13 protein-coding genes and 1 pseudogene are annotated in these 16,278 nt (G+C 64.6%); 9 read left to right on the top strand and 5 right to left on the bottom strand.

Translation table 11 applies throughout. The annotated features are described in order from the left end of the window. The first annotated feature begins 176 nt into the window (after window positions 1-176). A complete protein-coding gene (locus tag AC3CD9_RS17820; protein ID WP_488365326.1) occupies window positions 177-3,203 on the top strand; it encodes a DEAD/DEAH box helicase in 3,027 nt (1,008 codons plus the stop codon). Window positions 3,204-3,251: 48 nt separating this feature from the next. Here AC3CD9_RS17820 and AC3CD9_RS17815 read toward each other — a convergent pair whose 3' ends face one another. Further along, on the bottom strand, window positions 3,252-3,509 hold the full coding sequence (locus AC3CD9_RS17815) for a metal-sensitive transcriptional regulator (RefSeq protein ID WP_488367574.1): 258 nt from the start codon (window positions 3,507-3,509) through the stop codon (window positions 3,252-3,254). A 190-nt stretch (window positions 3,510-3,699) separates the two neighbouring features. Here AC3CD9_RS17815 and AC3CD9_RS17810 point away from each other — a divergent pair, with 190 nt between their 5' ends. Next, the gene (locus AC3CD9_RS17810; protein ID WP_152345898.1) at window positions 3,700-3,885 is read left to right on the top strand and encodes a hypothetical protein; all 186 of its coding nucleotides are present in this window, start codon (window positions 3,700-3,702) and stop codon (window positions 3,883-3,885) included. A gap of 46 nt (window positions 3,886-3,931) precedes the next feature. Further along, window positions 3,932-5,326 (top strand): MBL fold metallo-hydrolase, encoded by a 1,395-nt coding sequence (locus tag AC3CD9_RS17805; protein WP_488365325.1) that lies wholly within the window; start codon window positions 3,932-3,934, stop codon window positions 5,324-5,326. 106 nt (window positions 5,327-5,432) lie between these two features. On the opposite strand, the gene AC3CD9_RS17800 is transcribed toward AC3CD9_RS17805, so the two are convergent. Further along, window positions 5,433-6,104 (bottom strand): hypothetical protein, encoded by a 672-nt coding sequence (locus tag AC3CD9_RS17800; RefSeq protein WP_488367591.1) that lies wholly within the window; start codon window positions 6,102-6,104, stop codon window positions 5,433-5,435. Here AC3CD9_RS17800 and AC3CD9_RS17795 point away from each other — a divergent pair. Together AC3CD9_RS17795 and AC3CD9_RS17790 are read left to right on the top strand one after the other, a co-directional pair. Further along, window positions 6,004-6,423: pseudogene (locus tag AC3CD9_RS17795) on the top strand (glutaminase); the annotation flags it as partial. The gene AC3CD9_RS17800 and the pseudogene AC3CD9_RS17795 sit on opposite strands and share 101 nt — an antisense overlap. Window positions 6,424-6,523: 100 nt before the next feature. Next, a complete protein-coding gene (locus AC3CD9_RS17790) occupies window positions 6,524-7,060 on the top strand; it encodes an STAS domain-containing protein (protein ID WP_488365323.1) in 537 nt (178 codons plus the stop codon). An 18-nt stretch (window positions 7,061-7,078) separates the two neighbouring features. Here AC3CD9_RS17790 and AC3CD9_RS17785 read toward each other — a convergent pair whose 3' ends face one another. Further along, the gene (locus AC3CD9_RS17785) at window positions 7,079-8,557 is read right to left on the bottom strand and encodes an SLC13 family permease (RefSeq protein WP_488365322.1); all 1,479 of its coding nucleotides are present in this window, start codon (window positions 8,555-8,557) and stop codon (window positions 7,079-7,081) included. A gap of 405 nt (window positions 8,558-8,962) precedes the next feature. Here AC3CD9_RS17785 and AC3CD9_RS17780 point away from each other — a divergent pair, with 405 nt between their 5' ends. From AC3CD9_RS17780 to AC3CD9_RS17765, 4 genes are all read left to right on the top strand, one after another. Further along, window positions 8,963-10,126: a pyridoxal-phosphate-dependent aminotransferase family protein gene (locus tag AC3CD9_RS17780; RefSeq protein ID WP_488365321.1), complete on the top strand. Its 1,164-nt coding sequence runs from the start codon at window positions 8,963-8,965 to the stop codon at window positions 10,124-10,126. Between the two features lie 7 nt (window positions 10,127-10,133). Continuing rightward, window positions 10,134-13,088 (top strand): FAD-binding and (Fe-S)-binding domain-containing protein, encoded by a 2,955-nt coding sequence (locus tag AC3CD9_RS17775; protein ID WP_488365320.1) that lies wholly within the window; start codon window positions 10,134-10,136, stop codon window positions 13,086-13,088. 132 nt (window positions 13,089-13,220) lie between these two features. Continuing rightward, the gene (locus tag AC3CD9_RS17770; protein ID WP_488365319.1) at window positions 13,221-14,450 is read left to right on the top strand and encodes a CaiB/BaiF CoA transferase family protein; all 1,230 of its coding nucleotides are present in this window, start codon (window positions 13,221-13,223) and stop codon (window positions 14,448-14,450) included. Next, the gene (locus AC3CD9_RS17765; protein WP_488365318.1) at window positions 14,447-15,211 is read left to right on the top strand and encodes an enoyl-CoA hydratase; all 765 of its coding nucleotides are present in this window, start codon (window positions 14,447-14,449) and stop codon (window positions 15,209-15,211) included. The genes AC3CD9_RS17770 and AC3CD9_RS17765 overlap by 4 nt, the downstream gene beginning before the upstream one ends. Window positions 15,212-15,217: 6 nt before the next feature. Here AC3CD9_RS17765 and AC3CD9_RS17760 read toward each other — a convergent pair whose 3' ends face one another. Both AC3CD9_RS17760 and AC3CD9_RS17755 read right to left on the bottom strand, forming a co-directional pair. Next, window positions 15,218-15,820 (bottom strand): YdeI/OmpD-associated family protein, encoded by a 603-nt coding sequence (locus AC3CD9_RS17760; RefSeq protein ID WP_488365317.1) that lies wholly within the window; start codon window positions 15,818-15,820, stop codon window positions 15,218-15,220. Window positions 15,821-15,836: 16 nt separating this feature from the next. Continuing rightward, window positions 15,837-16,253: a VOC family protein gene (locus tag AC3CD9_RS17755; RefSeq protein WP_488365316.1), complete on the bottom strand. Its 417-nt coding sequence runs from the start codon at window positions 16,251-16,253 to the stop codon at window positions 15,837-15,839. Window positions 16,254-16,278 lie beyond the last annotated feature (25 nt).

Here is a 16,278-nt window from a genome sequence, read left to right as displayed (position 1 = left end):
CGGAGCCGGAATGTTCCGATCGACCGTTCATTTCCGACCGTACCCCCGGCCCGTATCGTCGGCAATGAATTCCCGGCGAAGGTGAGCAACGAGACAACGACGCCCCGACGATGCCGATGAACCCCGCCCGGACCACTGCCACACCCCATGTCACCCTCCAATGAGAAGATGGCATCGTGCCTGAGACCCGACCGTCCGCCGCCACGACCGGTGCCGCCATCCCCGCCGACTGGCGTGATGCCTTCGCCCCACTCGCCGAGGCGGCTCCGCACTCACACACGCCCGTGGCCTTGGGATTCGAGCTCGTCCAGGTCATCCCCCGCACTTGGTTCGAAGCTCAGCACTCCGTCCTACTCGACAAGGACGACGTCACCCCGGGCGCGAATCCGAGCCTCGCGATCCGCCCGCTCATGCTCAGCGAGTCCGGCAACTGGGTGAAGAAGTCCCTGACCTGGCGCACCATCGACCGCATGGCCCGGCAGTTCGACATCGACCCGGTCCACCAGGAATGGTTCACCCAGCTCGCGGGGCTGCGCACCCGCGGGAAGACGGACTTCACGCCCGACGGGGCGCCGTACCACCTCGGCGATTTCCGCACTCCCCTGCTGTGGGATCACTTCACGCAGGGGAAGAAGCTTGGCATCGAATTCGTCGGCATCAATCCGGATATGACCGTCCGCATCGGGCACACCGCCCGCGCCGCCATCGACATCCGCCGCAGCCAGAACCGCCTGCAGGTGCAGACGCGGGCGACCATCGACGAACGCGAATATGTTCCCGGTCTGATCAAGCCGATCTGGACGCACGGTTTCTTCGGCGTCGACGTCACCAGCGGTTTTACCGTCACCCTGGCCCCCGCGGAGACCCCGACAAAGGAATCCGCGCTGCCCGTGCTCCAGTCGCCCGGGCCGATCACGATCCCAGAGGCCGAGGCCGAAGAGTTCTTCGAGGAGTACTACCCGCAGCTGCGCTCCAGCGCCGAGGTCATCAGCAGCGACGCCACCGTCGCCTTCCCGCAGTACGGCCGCCCCCGCCTCGTCGTCTTCGCCGCTTTCGGCGCCGGCGACAAACTCTCCTTAAGCTGGTACTGGGAATACCAGGGACCCCGCCGCACCTTCCCCGTCATCGATCGGGCGAAGCTCAGCGCCGCCTCAGCGAAGGAATATGCGGGGCAACGCGAACTCGACTTCGAAGATGCCGTCGTCACCGAGGTCGACAAACTCCTCGCCGACACCCACGAAACCGGCTCCGCCCTGCCGGGCATCAAGGATGTCGAACTCGACGACGCGGACACCGCGGATTTCGTCGTCAACGTCCTGCCCGGGCTCGAGGAGATCGAGCACGTCAAGGTCATCACGCGCGGGAAGAAGCAGCCGTACCGTGAGCTCGGCGGGGAGCCGAACGTGAAGATCACCTCGGTCGAGTCGGACAAGAACGACTGGTTCGACCTCGGCTTCCAGATCAGCATCGACGGCCGCCCGGTCCCCTTCGTCAAGCTGTACAAGGCGTTAGCCGCCGGGACGAAGAAGATCAAGCTCTCCGACGATTCATTCCTGTCGCTGAACAAGCCGATCTTCGACAAGCTCAAAGCCCTCCTCGCCGAGGCGGACCTCATCCCCGAATGGGAGCCCGGAGCGCCGAAGATCTCCCGCATGCATGTGGGTCTGTGGTCGGATTTCGAGGACCTCGCCGACGAGTCCGAACCGGCCGTGACCTGGCGTGATTCCGTGCGCGCATTGGCCGACCTCGAACACCTGCCCGCGACCGAGGTCCCCGACCTGAACGGTGCGAAGCTGCGCCCGTATCAGGTGCAGGGATTCCGGTGGTTGGCACTGCTTTACCGGTGCCGCCTCGGCGGGATCCTCGCCGACGACATGGGCCTGGGCAAAACCCTGCAGACGCTCGCACTCATCAAGCACGCGAAGGCTGATGCTCCCTTCCTCGTCGTGGCACCGACATCGGTCGTCCCGAATTGGGTGAAGGAGGCGACGTCCTTCACCCCTGACCTCGATGTTCGTGTCGTGGCCGAGTCGACGCGAGCGCGTGGCATCTCCCTCGCCGAGGTGGCTCGAGGTGCCGATGTCGTCGTCATGTCGTATGCGATGCTCCGGTTGGAGGAGACTCCGATCTCGCGGATGGACTGGGCGGGGCTCATCCTCGACGAGGCGCAGTTCGTGAAGAACTCCACCGCACAAACCCACCTGGCGGCGAAGGAGGTGCGGGCACCGTTCCGGCTCGCGCTGACCGGGACTCCTTTGGAGAACTCGCTCAAGGACGTGTGGTCACTGTTTTCGATCACGGCTCCCGGACTGTTCCCGAGTCCTCACCGGTTCGAGGAAGAGTACGTGCGTCCGATCGAGTCGGGCGAGAATCCGGGACGGATGCAGCGTCTGCAGAAGCGGATCCGACCGTTCATGATGCGTCGGACGAAGGACTTGGTGGCCGCAGACCTGCCGGAGAAGCAGGAACAGGTCATCTCGGTCGAGCTCAATGCCGCGCACCGCAGACTCTACGATCGGATTCTGCAGAAGGAACGGAAGAAGATCCTCGGCTTCATCGACAGCGAATACGACAAGCAGCGGTTCATCGTCTTCCGGTCGCTGACGCTGCTGCGGATGCTCGCGCTCGATCCGTCGATCGTCGATGCCGAGCATACTGAGGTGCCGTCGTCGAAGTTGGCTGCGCTCTCGGAACGCCTCAACGATGTCATCGCCGAGGGGCATCGGTCGATCGTGTTCAGCCAGTTCACGTCGTTCCTGACCAATGTCGCCGCAGAGCTCGATGCTCGTGGGATTCCCTATGTCGTCCTCGACGGGTCGACGCGCAACCGCGGGGAGGTCGTCGATGCGTTCCGGTCAGGTGAGGCCCCGGTGTTCCTCATCAGCCTCAAGGCCGGTGGGTTCGGGCTCAACCTCACCGAGGCGGACTACGTCTTCCTCATGGATCCGTGGTGGAATCCCGCCTCGGAGAATCAGGCTATCGACCGGGCGCACAGGATCGGGCAGACGAAGAATGTCATGGTCTACCGCTATGTCGCCGAGGGCACGATCGAGGAGAAAGTGCTCGCCCTGCAGAAGCGCAAGGCCGAACTCTTCGACGAGCTCATGTCCGATTCCGGCACGTATCAGGGCCGCGGTCCGGACGGTCAGGCCTTCAGCCAGACAGTCACAGCCGCCGACATCAAGGGGCTGTTCGAGGGGTAGGAGACTCCACGACATAGGCACGTGCCGCGGCACACCCCTCCTTCCCCATCAGGCCATTGAGAGGAAGAGCTTCTCAAGCTCTTCGGTGCGCACATCGTCCTCGTCATCCTCGAGGCATTCCCGCAGCGCCGTCGAGATGATGAGGAATCCGGCCCGGTCGAGGGCCTTCGACACCGCCGAGAGCTGATGGATGACATCGCGGCAGTGGCTTCCGTCCTCGACCGCGGCGATCACCGCGCCGAGCTGCCCCTGCGCCCGGCGCAGCCGATTGAGGACCTTCTTCCGTGCGGCGGGGTCGGCGAGCATCCGCTCACCTGGGTCGCCTTCAGCACCCGACGGCTCGGTCGGGGACGTGTCGCGTTCGCTCATCGTCGTCCTTTCACGTTCTCGATGTTGACATTGACTATACCCCTATGGGTATATTGATTTGCATACCCCCTAGGGTATTTAAAACGAGCAATATCCAGGCCGGCAATGGCCGAAGAAGGAGTTAGAAATGTGTCGAGCAGCGACGTGCCGAGTGTGCGGAAAGACCACGTGGGCAGGATGCGGACAGCACGTCCAGTCGGTGAAGAGCACGGTTCCGGCCGGTCAGTGGTGCAACGGCAAACACACCCCAGCCGAAGAGGACGCAGCCCGAGCGGCCAAGCCCGGCTTCCTCGCCCGACTCTTCGGCCGCTGATCCCACGACAGACCAGACACGCCTCGACCACGGAAAGAAGGCTCTCATGCTCCTCGAACGCATCTTCGACGCCGATCTCGCCCACGCCAGTTACGTCATCGCCTGCCAGGCCGGCAAGGAGGCGATCGTCGTCGATCCCCGCAGGGACATCGCGGTCTATCGCGAATTCGCCGACCACCACGGATTGACGATCACCGCGGTCACCGAGACTCACATCCACGCGGACTACCTCTCCGGCACCCGCGAGCTCGCCGCAGCCACCGGCGCGACGATGTTTGTCTCCGACGAGGGAGGTCCCGAGTGGACTTACGGGAAGGGTTTCGACGAGGCCGTGCGCCTGCGCGATGGTGATGAGATCGCCCTCGGCAACATCACCCTCCGCGCCTCGCACACTCCCGGCCACACGCCTGAGCACCTGTCCTTCCTCGTCACCGACGGCGCCCAGGCCGATGCACCGGGGTTCATGCTCACCGGCGACTTCGTCTTCGTCGGAGACATTGGACGCCCGGACCTCCTCGACGAGGCGGCAGGCGGTTCCGACACTCGCTTCGCCGGCGCCCGGGACCTCTTCGCCAGTCTTCGCGATCGCCTGCTCACCCTTCCCGACTACGTGCAGATCCTGCCGGCCCACGGCGCGGGAAGCGCCTGCGGCAAAGCCCTGGGCGCAGTTCCGACGACAACGGTCGGCTATGAGCGTGCCTTCGCCTGGTGGTCTCCGTACCTCGAACGCGGCGATGAGCAGGGTTTCGTCGACGAACTGCTGTCCGGGCAGCCCGACGCTCACGCCTACTTCGCCCGGATGAAGACCGAGAACCGAGAGGGGCCGTCACTCCTCGGCGAACTCGCCGGACTCGAGGAAGTCGACGCCGATCGCCTGCAGGAGAGGATCGAGGACGGTTCGGCGGTACTCATCGACACCCGGCCGACCGAGGACGTCCACGCCGGAACCCCGACCGGTGCCCTGCACATCCCGGGCACCGGGAAAGCAGCGAGCTTCGGTGCCTGGGTCTTCGACCCGGCTGCAGAGTCGACGCCGATCGTCGTCCTCGCCGACGACGCAGAACAGGCGGCGGAGTTCCGGGACCATCTCATCAGGGTCGGCATCGACACGGTCACCGGCTACGTGACCTCACTTGCCGGGATGGAACTGCATCCGGTCGACCTGGTCGACCCGGCGAACCTCGCAGATTCCACCGACATCCGCCTCGTCGATGTCCGTTCGAAGAACGAGCACGCTGGGGGCCACATCCCCGGCGCAACCCAACTCAGCGGCGGCCGCGCCCTGTGGGAACTCGACCGCCTGCCGAACCAGGGCCGCATCGTCACCTATTGCCAGAGCGGAACCCGCAGCAGCATCACCGCCAGCGCCCTGCGCCGCGCCGGATACCGGGTCGCGGAGCTCACCGGCTCATATGACGCATGGCGGGCGCTCGATTCCTGAACCGGCACAGGCCCACTCGAGGGGGAACGACGGCTTCTAACCTCACAGATCCCACGGGAACATTTACTTTAGAGCTTCTAAAGTAAATACTCCCGCGGTCTTGTTCCTATGCTATGTAGCCCTTCACCGTTTCTCGGATCGCATCTGCGTGCAGATAGATTTCGTCAAGACCGTCGATGGGATGCCGGGACTCGTTCTTGTCGGCATCAAAGATGCCGAGATACTTCTGCTTCTTACCGTTGAAGTGGAGCCGTGCAATCGGCTTCCGATTGTTGTCGTCCAAAAGCACAGCAAAGTAGGACTTGGCATCACGCTGCGCAACGCGCTCGGGCTTCACCTCGCTGCAACTGATGGCCTTCACGATCTGGTACCCCTCAAGTTCCTCTAGGGTCGTCTCAATTTCCGTATCTCGGTCCAGATCCGATTCGGCGACTTCCGCGCTGGTGACAGCTTCGTCGGTCGAAACATGTACTGGGGTTGCTACCTCGGAAACCCCCAACGCTGTCTTCAGGCGATCGTTCACTCTTTCGTTGAGGAACTGTTTCGCCGCTTTGGATACGAGCTGAGTGAACTGCGCTTTGGCGTCCTGCGTAAATCGACCGTCGTAGACACGGCTGGTGAAGAGGCGCACGAACGCCTCATCCGGCTCCTTGAACTGCCCGGCAATTTCTCTCTTGATGGCTCCTACGTACTTCAGTTCTTCTGCCGCACTGGCCGACCGAGGCGAGCAGTTCGTGAGCTCGCGCGTCGGAGTCGAACCTTCCGGCGAGGCCTTCAACGAGCTCTCCCTGGAGACCGGGAGTCACCGACCGAAGAACCCGATGATCAATGCGGGCGCAATCACGACTCACCACCTCCTCGTCGATTCCCGCACCAGCCGACAGGCTCGGGTCGACCGCGCCCGCGAATTCTTCTCCGAACTCGCCGGCCGCACGCTGCACATCGATGAGCGGATCTTCGAATCCGAGCTCGAAGCCGCCGACCGCAACCTCGCCATCGCCCACATGCTGCGCAACTACGGCATCGTCGAGGACGACCCGCACGAAGTCGTCGCCGGATACACCGCACCATGCTCGATCTCAGTGACGGTGCGCGACATCGCGATGATGACGGCGACACTGGCCAACGGCGGAATCCACCCCCGTCACCGGCACCGCGGTCGTCGCCCGCCCCATCGCCCGTCGGACCCTGTCGATCATGGCCTCTGCAGGCATGTACGATGCCGCGGGTTCCTGGTTCACCGATGTCGGAATTCCGGCGAAGAGCGGAGTGGCAGGCGGCCTTCACGGCGCTCTTCCGGGGCAGGTGGGCATCGGCACGCTCTCCCCACGTCTCGATGACCACGGCAACAGCGTCCGAGGTCAGAGAGTCTTCCGTCGCCTGTCCGCGGATATGGGGCTCCACCTCATGGACGCCGAGGCGCTCGGTTCACGTGAACCGCGCAGCATCACGATCAGTGGAGATACGACGACCGTTGCCCTGCAGGGAGTCATCGACTTCACCGGCGCCGAAGTGGTCCTCGACCGACTCGACCGCTCCACCCCGACGACACCGAAGGTCATCATCGACCTCTCCAGGGTCGACAGCTTCACCGACGTCGGTCGCCGCATGGTCCTCGAAGCCATGCGGCGCCTGAGCCTCGACGGACTCGCTGTCGGACTCAAGGATCCGGATGGCGTCCTACCCGAGCCCGACCTCGGCGATGGGACCTTTCCGTTCGCCCCGAATGGCTGAGCCCGACGCCGACGCGGCTCACCCCCACCCGGGAACCACAAAGATCAACCAGGTGACGATCGGTGCAATGACGACCATCGAGAAGCCCCACACCATGAGTTGCTTGAACACTCTGTCCCGCTGATCCTCTGGCGAGTTCGCGACGACAAGAGCCCCCGAGGTGGAGAACGGTGAGGAGTCGACCACCGAAGACGAGATCGCCAGAGCAATGATCAGCCCGATCTCGCCGACGCTGCCCGTGAGCAGGAACGGCACAGCCAAGGGAATGAGGGCGCCGAGGATGCCCGTCGTCGACGCGAATGCAGAGACGACTGCGCCGATGAAGCAGATGATCAGTGCCGCGAACAGCGGAGCTCCCATGCCGGCGACCTGACCGCCGAGCCAATCGATCGTGCCCAGTCGCTCCATGAGCTCGACATAGGTGACGATGCCGCAGATGAGGAGGACAGTCGGCCACGCAATCTTGCTCACCGCGCCCTTGCTGATGCGGGGAGAGAAGAACGAAATGATCACGGCGATGCTGATCGCGGTGAAGCCGACGTCCTGATTGAGCGGGGGCACGACCATGACCGCGAGAACGATGAGTCCGACAAGCGTGACGATGCGATTGAGATCGAGGGTGGTGACTTCGACATCCTCGTCGGTGTCTTTGACCATCGTCGTCTGGACCGACCGTCGAGCCGCCCTCCGCTCGGGATCGTGATACGGCGCGGGCGAGCCGCCCGATCCGCGGCCAGAACCGTCCACCCCGGCACCGTTCGAGCCAGACGTGCCCGAGTTACCGCTGCCACTGGTGCCGCTGCCGGAATCGGCACCGTCGCCCCCGCCGGAGGTTCCCACGTTGACCAGTTCCCCGTCCTTGTCCTCGAGCCCATGCCCGAGGTCGCGCTTGCCCAGCAGCTCCCGCCCGCCGAAGAGGAAGAAGCAGACGAAGCCGAGGACGACGTTGAAGACGAAGGAGGCAAGGAAGAGCAGCAGAGGGCTGCCCGGCAGGTCATTGCGCTCGACGACCTGGTTGGTGATCGTGCCGAAGATGCTCAACGGCGAGAAACCGCCGGCTGTCGCACCGTTGATGACCATCAGCCCCATGAGCAGCGGCCGAATGCCGTACCGACGCGAGAAGCCCATTCCCATCGGCGCGATGATCGCGATGGCCGCCGGCACCACCGAGCCGAAGCCGGAGAGGAGCGCCGTGACGACGAAGAACACCCACGGGATCAGCGCTATTCGGCCGCCGACAGCTTTGACGAGAATATGGACGATCCAGTCGACCGTGCCATTGTCCTTCGCCAACGCGAACAGATAGGTGACGCCGACAAGGATGAGGAACAGATCCGCCGGGAAGCCAGACAGCAGAGTGTCGACGTCCTCACCCAGAGCAAATGTCCCGAACAGGAAGGTCGCCATGAGCGCGAGCGCACCCATATGGACCGAAACAAAGGTGGCGATGACGAATAAAGCCACCAGGACGAGTATCGAAGCAATTTCCAAAGACACAATTCGCTCCTATGCGATGTGTTGATCAGTCGGAAACGACCCCATTGCCGCAACCGACATTCCACGATGTGGAAATCTTGCTGCTACTTTATGAAAGTCTGCCCCGAGGAATTCCGAACCGTCAAGACCTCGACTTCACTTTCCCGAATAACAGGAGCATGTATACCAACTCGTGGTTTTCACAGAACTCCATTCGGCAAGGAACAGTACAGAACTGCACGTCAGCAGCTCAAAAAATGGAATACCGCAATCAGAACCGGTCAGAAAAGGCTCAACTCGACCGACTAGCAGAATGCCACAATTCTGCGTTCCGAATCATGGAAAGGGCATTTTTCTATCGAAACCATTGTGGTAGCGTCAAATGAAAGTGATGTACCGCATCGTGGAATCAGAGAGGATTCTTCAATGACAATCAGCGGACGGCATTTCCTTCAGATCCCGGGGCCCAGCAATGTTCCGGACAGCGTTCTCCACGCCATCTCCATGCCCACCATCGACCATCGTGGACCGGCATTCAAAGAACTCTTCAGCCATGTGCTCACAGGCATGGCCGACATCTTCGGAACCGCCAATCAGGTCGTCATCTACCCGGCCACGGGAACCGGAGCGTGGGAAGCCGCACTGGTCAACACCCTTAACCCCGGCGATGAGATCCTCTGCTTCGAAACCGGGCATTTCTCTTCACTGTGGAAGACGATGGCCGAGAAATGGGGACTCAAACCCACAGTCATCGCCGGTGACTGGCGCACCGGCGCCGATCCGCAGAAGATCGGTGAGGCCCTCGCTGCCGACACCGACCACCGCTTCAAAGCCGTATGCGTCGTCCACAACGAAACCTCGACCGGCGTCACGAGCCGCATCCCCGAGATCCGCGCTGCCATCGATGCCGCAGACCACCCGGCCCTGTTCATGGTCGACACGATCTCTTCACTCGGTTCCGTCGACTACCGTCACGACGAGTGGCGCGTCGATGTCACCGTCTCCGGTTCGCAGAAGGGCCTCATGCTCCCACCGGGACTGTCCTTCAACGCCGTGAGCGACAAGGCTCTGGAAGCCCACCAGTCCTCGACCCTGCCGAAGTCGGTGTGGAACTGGACGGAGATGCTCGCCGCCGGCAGAAACGGGATGACTCCCTACACCCCGAACACGAACATTCTCTACGGCCTCAAGGAATCCCTGCGACTGCTGAACGAGGAAGGACTCGACAACGTCTTCGCCCGACACATCCGCTTCGGCGAAGCGACCCGAGCCGCAGTTGAAGCCTGGGGCCTCGAAGTGCTGTGCACGAACGAGAGCGAATACTCCCCCGTCCTCACCGCCGTCGTCATGCCCGAAGGGCACGACGCCGACGAGTTGAGAAGGCTCATCCTCGACCGCTTCGACATGTCTCTGGGGGCGGGCCTATCCAAACTCCAGGGGACGGTCTTCCGGATCGGCCACCTCGGCGATCTCAACGATCTCACCCTCGCCGGAACGCTCGCGGGCGTCCAGATGGGACTGCAGCTGGCGGGAGTGAAGATCGACCCGGCCGGCCTCGGAGCCGCCCTCGACATCCTCCGCGAGAGCTGAGCTCACCATGAGCGCTGACACGACTGCTGACACGACCACCGCCATGACCGACGTCGTCACCGATCTCACCCGCAGCATCGAAGGCGCCGTCGACACCTCGGCCCGCCGGCTGGCCGAATACGCCGTCGACGCCTCGAACTACAGGGTGGTCCCACAGGTCGTGGCCTTCCCGAAATTGACGGCCGACGTCGTCTCGATTCTCGACGTGGCCAGGTCACACAGGATGCCCATCACCTCCCGCGGCGGCGGCACCTCACAGGCAGGCAACTCGATCGGGACCGGGATCGTCATCGACTTCTCCCGCCACCTCAACTGCATCCTCGACATCGACCCGGTGGCGAAGACCGCCCGGGTCGAACCAGGTGTGCTCATGAGTGAGCTGCAGAAGGCCGGGAAACCGCACGGGCTGACCTTCGGACCCGATCCTTCGACGAAGAATCGGGCCACGATCGCGGGCATGATCGGCAACAACTCCTGCGGACCGCACGCGATCTCGGCCGGGCGCACCGTCGACAACATCGTCGAGATGACGGCCATCGACGGCACCGGCCGCTCGTTCCTCGCCGGCGCCGGGCTCGATCCCATTCCCGGACTCGCCGAGGTGGCCGGCCGTCACCTCGGCGCCATCCGCACCGAGTTCGGCCGGTTCAGCCGCCAGGCCTCGGCGTATGCGATGGAACATCTGCTCCCGGAGAACGGACCGAACCTCGCGAAGTTCCTCGTCGGCAGCGAAGGGACCCTGACGACGATCACCGAGGCGGTCGTCAGCCTCGGCGAGCTTCCGAACTCACCCACGGTGCTCGTCCTCGGCTACCCGGACATGTTCGAGGCCGCCGATGCCGTCCCCCGGGTCCTGCCCCACGGCCCGCTCGCCGTCGAAGGCATCGACTCGCGGCTCATGGACATGGTCCGCAATCACAAGGGCAAGGCCGCCGTGCCCGAGCTGCCGGCGGGCAAGGGCTGGCTGCTCATCGAGGTCGCCGGCGCCACCGCGGACGAAGCTGTCGCGAACGCCCAGGTCATCGCCGCCGATGCCGGCACCGACCACTTCCGCATCCTGCCCGCCGGAAAAGAGGCGAGCACCCTGTGGGGCATCCGCGCCGATGCCGGCGGACTGGCCGGACGCACCGAAGACGGCGACCCCGCCTGGACCGGATGGGAGGACGCCGCGGTTCCACCCGAGGTGCTCGGCGACTACCTGCGGGACCAGGACGAGCTGATGGCCTCCTACGGAATCCGCGGTCTGCCCTACGGCCACTTCGGCGACGGCTGCGTACACATGCGCACCGACTTCCCCTTCGACCGCCCCGACGGCATTGAGGTCTTCCACGACTTCGTCATGGAGGCCGGGCGACTCGTCACGAAATACGGCGGATCCGCATCCGGCGAACACGGCGATGGACGAGCCAGGTCCGAACTCCTCGGCCTCCAGCACTCGGACGAGGCGATCGCCGCCCTCGGCGAGGTCAAACGGCTCTTCGACCCGAACAGCCTGCTCAATCCGGGCATCATCGTCGACCCGCTGCCGATCACCGCCGATCTGCGCCGGCCGCAGTCGATCTCGATCGGTACGGCCGGCGGCTTCGCCTTCGCGCACGACAAAGGCAGCTTCACGAACGCCGTCCACCGTTGCGTGGGCGTCGGCAAATGCCGTGCCGACACCTCCGGGTCCGGCGGCTTCATGTGCCCGTCCTACCTCGCGACGAAAGATGAGAAGGACTCCACCCGCGGTCGCGCCCGGGTCCTCCAAGAGGTGACCAACGGAGGCCTGATCAAAGCATTCGACAGCGCCGAGGTGGCCGAGTCCCTCGACTTGTGCCTGAGCTGCAAGGCCTGTTCGTCCGACTGTCCCGCCGGGGTCGACATGGCCCAGTACAAATCCGAGGTCCTCCACCGCACCTATCGCGGCAGGCTCCGTCCCCTCGCGCACTATTCGCTCGGCTGGCTGCCCACCTGGGGCCGCCTGCTCACGGCGGTGCCCGGGGTCAGCGCCGTGGCGAACGCGGCGCTGGGGTTCCGTCCCCTGGCCAAACTCGTCTTGTCCGGCGGCGGGATGGACCCCCGCCGGAAGATGGTCCGGTTCAATGATCGCCGGTTCTCCCGCTGGGCGAAGTCCCGCATCTCCCCCGCCGAGGCGCGCGATGCCTCAGCTGCGGATCGCGACGCTCTCATCGCCGACGAATACGTGAGCACTACCTCGGCGAGCAAGAGACAGGTCCTGCTTTGGGCGGATTCGTTCACCGAATACCTCTCCGATGCCGGGGCCAGGACGGCCGTCGACCTGCTGGAATCAGCCGGGTTCGAAATCCTCCTGCCGGAGCAGCAAGCCTGCTGCGGGCTCACGCTCATTTCCACCGGACAGCTCGACGCGGCGAAGCGGAAGCTCGAATCGACGATGGAGATCCTCGATCCCTACGCCCGGAAGGGCATTCCGATCGTCGGCATCGAACCGAGCTGCACCGCGGTGCTGCGCAGCGACCTCGGCGATCTCTTCCCCGATGACGAACGGGCCCGACGGATCTCGGCGGCCACCTCGACGCTGGCCGAGGTCCTCGTCGACACGGAGCTCGACGTTCCCAATCTCACGGGACGCACCGTCGTCGTCCAACCGCACTGCCACCAGCATTCGGTCATGGGCTTCGCCGCCGACCGGGCGCTCCTTAAACGCACGGGCGCAACGGTGCGAGAACTCGCCGGCTGCTGCGGCTTGGCCGGGAACTTCGGCATGGAGGCCGGCCATTACGAGACTTCGGTGGCGGTGGCCGAGAACGCTCTGTTGCCGGCCCTGCGCGACGCCCCGGCGGATTCGATCTTCTTGGCCGACGGGTTCTCCTGCCGGACGCAGGCGGCGGACCTCGCGAACGTGAACGGCATGACACTGCCGCAGCTGCTCACCGGCGCGGCCTCGAAGCCCGGGCATTCGGCCCGCGCCTCCCGCCTGCCCGAAGCTGTCGAGGCGTGATGGCACCGAGGGGATGGACCCGCCCGAATCCGCCGATGCATGGACCGCTCGGCACTTCGAACCGACGTAGATACCGCCGAACCGACACCGCCGAACCGACCGACCAGTGAGAATGCAGTCAGAGAGGACGCAATGAGTGACGACTCAGCACCAGGACCGCTGTCGGGGGTGACCGTGCTCGAGCTCGGCGTGTTCATCGCCGGGCCATACGCGACGATGCAGCTGGCCGATTTGGGCGCGCGCGTCATCAAGATCGAACCGCCCAGCGGAGATCCGATGCGCGCTTCGGGGCCCTTCGTCGACGGCGAATCGAGCCCGTTCATCCGGCTCAACCGCAACAAGGAATCGATCGTCCTCAACCTCAAATCCGACGCAGGAAGAGCCGGCCTGCACTCCCTGCTCGCCGAGGCGGACGTCCTCGTCGAGAACATGCGTCCCGGGGCGCTGACAAAGATGGGCTTCGGATACGACGATCTGCGCGAGGACCATCCTGGTCTCATCTACGCCTCCGCCTCGGGCTGGGGTCAGGACGGGCCGCTGGCTCCCCTGGCCGGCCTCGACATCATGGCGCAGGCCCGGTCGGGACTGATGAGCATCACCGGATTCCCCGATCAGCCGCCGGCGAAGGTCGGGGTGCCGATCTCCGATCTCTCGACCGCTCTCTACGTCGCGCTCGGCATCGTCTCCGCCCTCTATGAACGGCGCGATTCCGGGCAGGGGCAGTACCTCGATGTCTCCCTCTTCGAATCCGCCGTATCCCTGGCGGTGTGGGAGGCCGGCGGGTACTTCGGCGCCGGGACCGTGAGTCGGCCGAACGGTTCGGCACATCAAGCGCAGGCACCGTATCAGGCGATCGAGGTCGGCGACGGATTCGTCACTATCGGCGCGAACACCCCGGCCACGTGGACGCGGTTCTGCTCGGCATTCGACCTCGCCGACCTCGAGCACCACCCGAAGTACGCCGAGCCAGCACTCCGGTTCGCCAACCGAGAGGCCCTCATCGCCGTCATCGAGGATCGGCTGCGCAACCGCACCATCGCCGAGGTGGTCGAAGAGATGAATCGCGTCGGTGTCCCGGCCGCCCCGATCAACGACTACGAACAGGTCTTCACCGACGACCATCTGCAGCAGCGGAACTTCTTCTGGTCCTCCCAGCACCCCCGCCTCGGCGAGGTGACGCAATTGGGCAATCCGATGCGCTTCTCCCGTTCGCCGCTCACCCATGGTCCGGCCGGACCGTCGCTCGGCGCGGACACCGACCGGGTGCTCGCGGAGTTCGCGGGCAGTACCGGGACGGCCGGGTCCGACTCGGACTCCGCCCCTGCCGGAACCGACACCATCACCGAGGAGGCCCGGTCATGAGCGATCAAGTGATCACCGAGGTGGTCGGGCGCAGTCTGCGCGTGACGTTCAACCGTCCCGAGGCGCGCAACGCGATGACGTTCGAGATGTACCAGAAGCTCGCCGAGGCGGCCGCCCAGGTCGACGCGGATCCTGATCTGCGCGCCCTCGTCCTCCGTGGAGCCGGGGGTCGGGCCTTCGTCGCCGGCACGGATATCGCGCAGTTCCGTGGGTTCACCGGTGAGGACGGGGTCGCGTACGAGCAGCGCATCGACGAGGTGCTCGGTGCTCTGGCTGCGGTCGACAAACCGGTCATCGCCGTCATCGACGGCCACTGCGTGGGTGGAGGTCTGGGGATCGCGTGCTGCGCGGATGTGCGGATCGGATCGACCGCCTCGGCGTTCTCCGTCCCCATCGCCCGCACCTTGGGCAACACACTCTCAGCGAACACCCTGCGCCGGCTGGCCCGGGCGTTCGGGGAACCGCGGACCGCGTCGATGCTCATCACCGCTCGGAAGGTCGACGCGCAGGAAGCGCTGGACTCGGGGTTCCTCACCGCGGTCGCCGAGGATCTCGACGCCGAAGCCGAAGCTCTCATCGAGCGGGTCGTGTCCGGGGCACCGCTGACGCAGTGGGCGATCAAGGAGAACCTCCGCCGGCTGGCTGCCGGCGGACCTGTCGACGATGCGGATGTCATCGCGAAAGTCTACGGCAGTCAGGACTTCGCGAACGCCGTCGAAGGATTCCTCACCAAGACCCCAGTGGAGTGGACCGGGGAGTAAGTCGGTTCAGTCCCTACTCCCCTCGCCGAGGCGGTCGACGAGTCGGGCGATGATCCTGGCTCTGGTAGCCTCGGTGCGGGCGGTGAGGATCGGCAGCATGGCCGTGAATCGCTCCGCGCGGTTAAGGGCATCGAATGCGGATTGAGCGGCGGGCGCCTCGGCGAGGGCATCACGCAGGTCATCGGGGACGGTGGCCTCCGACTGCCTGGGGTAGGCGTTCTCCCAGCGGCCATCGTCCTGGGCCAGCCGCACCTCGGCACGGCCGCGATCCCGCAGACGACCGTCGACCTCGAGACTGCCGATGATCTCGACATTGCGCTTCGACCAGTTCGAGCGCGGACGTCTCGGGGTGAAGCGCTGGACGAACGTCGTCGCATCGAAGCTGCGGCGCTGTCCGTCGATCCAGCCTCCGCAAAGTGCTTCCTCGAGGGCGTCTTGGTAGTTCAGTGAGGTCGGTGTGGTGACGTTTTTCTTCGCCATGAGTACCCACACACCCATTGAGGTGTGCTCGTTGGCGATCAGCCACTCGCGCCAAGCGTCTAGGTCGGCGAGGACCAGTGGGGATGTGGGCGAGTTCTCGACCAGGGGGTGGTCGTCGTCAGCTGTCACGGGATGCGCTGCGCCATCAACCGTCAGACAACTCGGCGGTATCGACGATCCACGGCACTCCGTACTTATCGAGGCACATGCCGAACCCTTCGGACCAGAACGTCGGCCCCAGAGGCATCTGAACCTCGCCTCCGTCAGATAGTCCGGCGAACACCGTGCCGGCAGCCTCGAGGTCGGAGGCCGTGTACGACAGAGCGATCCCCCGCCTCGGACCTCCATCACCCGTGGTGTCATCCGATCCCATCAGCAGGGTATCCCCGAATTTCAGCGCGGCATGCATGACCGTCTCGTCGGTCGAACCGGGCATCCGCTGGTCTTCGGGAACGTCTTTCATCGGCATGATCGTCAGCTCGCCGCCGAAGATCTCCTGGTAGTGGTTGAACGCTTCAGCGCATTGTCCGTCGCTGAAGAAGATATAGGCATCAATCGACATCGTGCGTCACCTCTCGGAGCTGCCA

The organism is Brevibacterium sp. MGP-B1 (assembly GCF_057766545.1).
The sequence above is the reverse complement of the archived record's forward strand: the minus strand, read 5'-3'. Positions and strand labels throughout refer to the sequence as shown.

Excerpts from the sequence above, each read along its gene's own strand:
- AC3CD9_RS17815 (WP_488367574.1), bottom strand. The coding sequence starts at position 3,509 with ATGCTCGCCGACCCCGCCGCACGGAAGAAGGTCCTCAATCGGCTGCGC.
- AC3CD9_RS17810 (WP_152345898.1), top strand. The coding sequence starts at position 3,700 with ATGTGTCGAGCAGCGACGTGCCGAGTGTGCGGAAAGACCACGTGGGCA.
- AC3CD9_RS17805 (WP_488365325.1), top strand. The coding sequence starts at position 3,932 with ATGCTCCTCGAACGCATCTTCGACGCCGATCTCGCCCACGCCAGTTAC.
- AC3CD9_RS17790 (WP_488365323.1), top strand. The coding sequence starts at position 6,524 with ATGGCCTCTGCAGGCATGTACGATGCCGCGGGTTCCTGGTTCACCGAT.
- AC3CD9_RS17780 (WP_488365321.1), top strand. The coding sequence starts at position 8,963 with ATGACAATCAGCGGACGGCATTTCCTTCAGATCCCGGGGCCCAGCAAT.
- AC3CD9_RS17775 (WP_488365320.1), top strand. The coding sequence starts at position 10,134 with ATGAGCGCTGACACGACTGCTGACACGACCACCGCCATGACCGACGTC.
- AC3CD9_RS17770 (WP_488365319.1), top strand. The coding sequence starts at position 13,221 with ATGAGTGACGACTCAGCACCAGGACCGCTGTCGGGGGTGACCGTGCTC.
- AC3CD9_RS17765 (WP_488365318.1), top strand. The coding sequence starts at position 14,447 with ATGAGCGATCAAGTGATCACCGAGGTGGTCGGGCGCAGTCTGCGCGTG.
- AC3CD9_RS17755 (WP_488365316.1), bottom strand. The coding sequence starts at position 16,253 with ATGTCGATTGATGCCTATATCTTCTTCAGCGACGGACAATGCGCTGAA.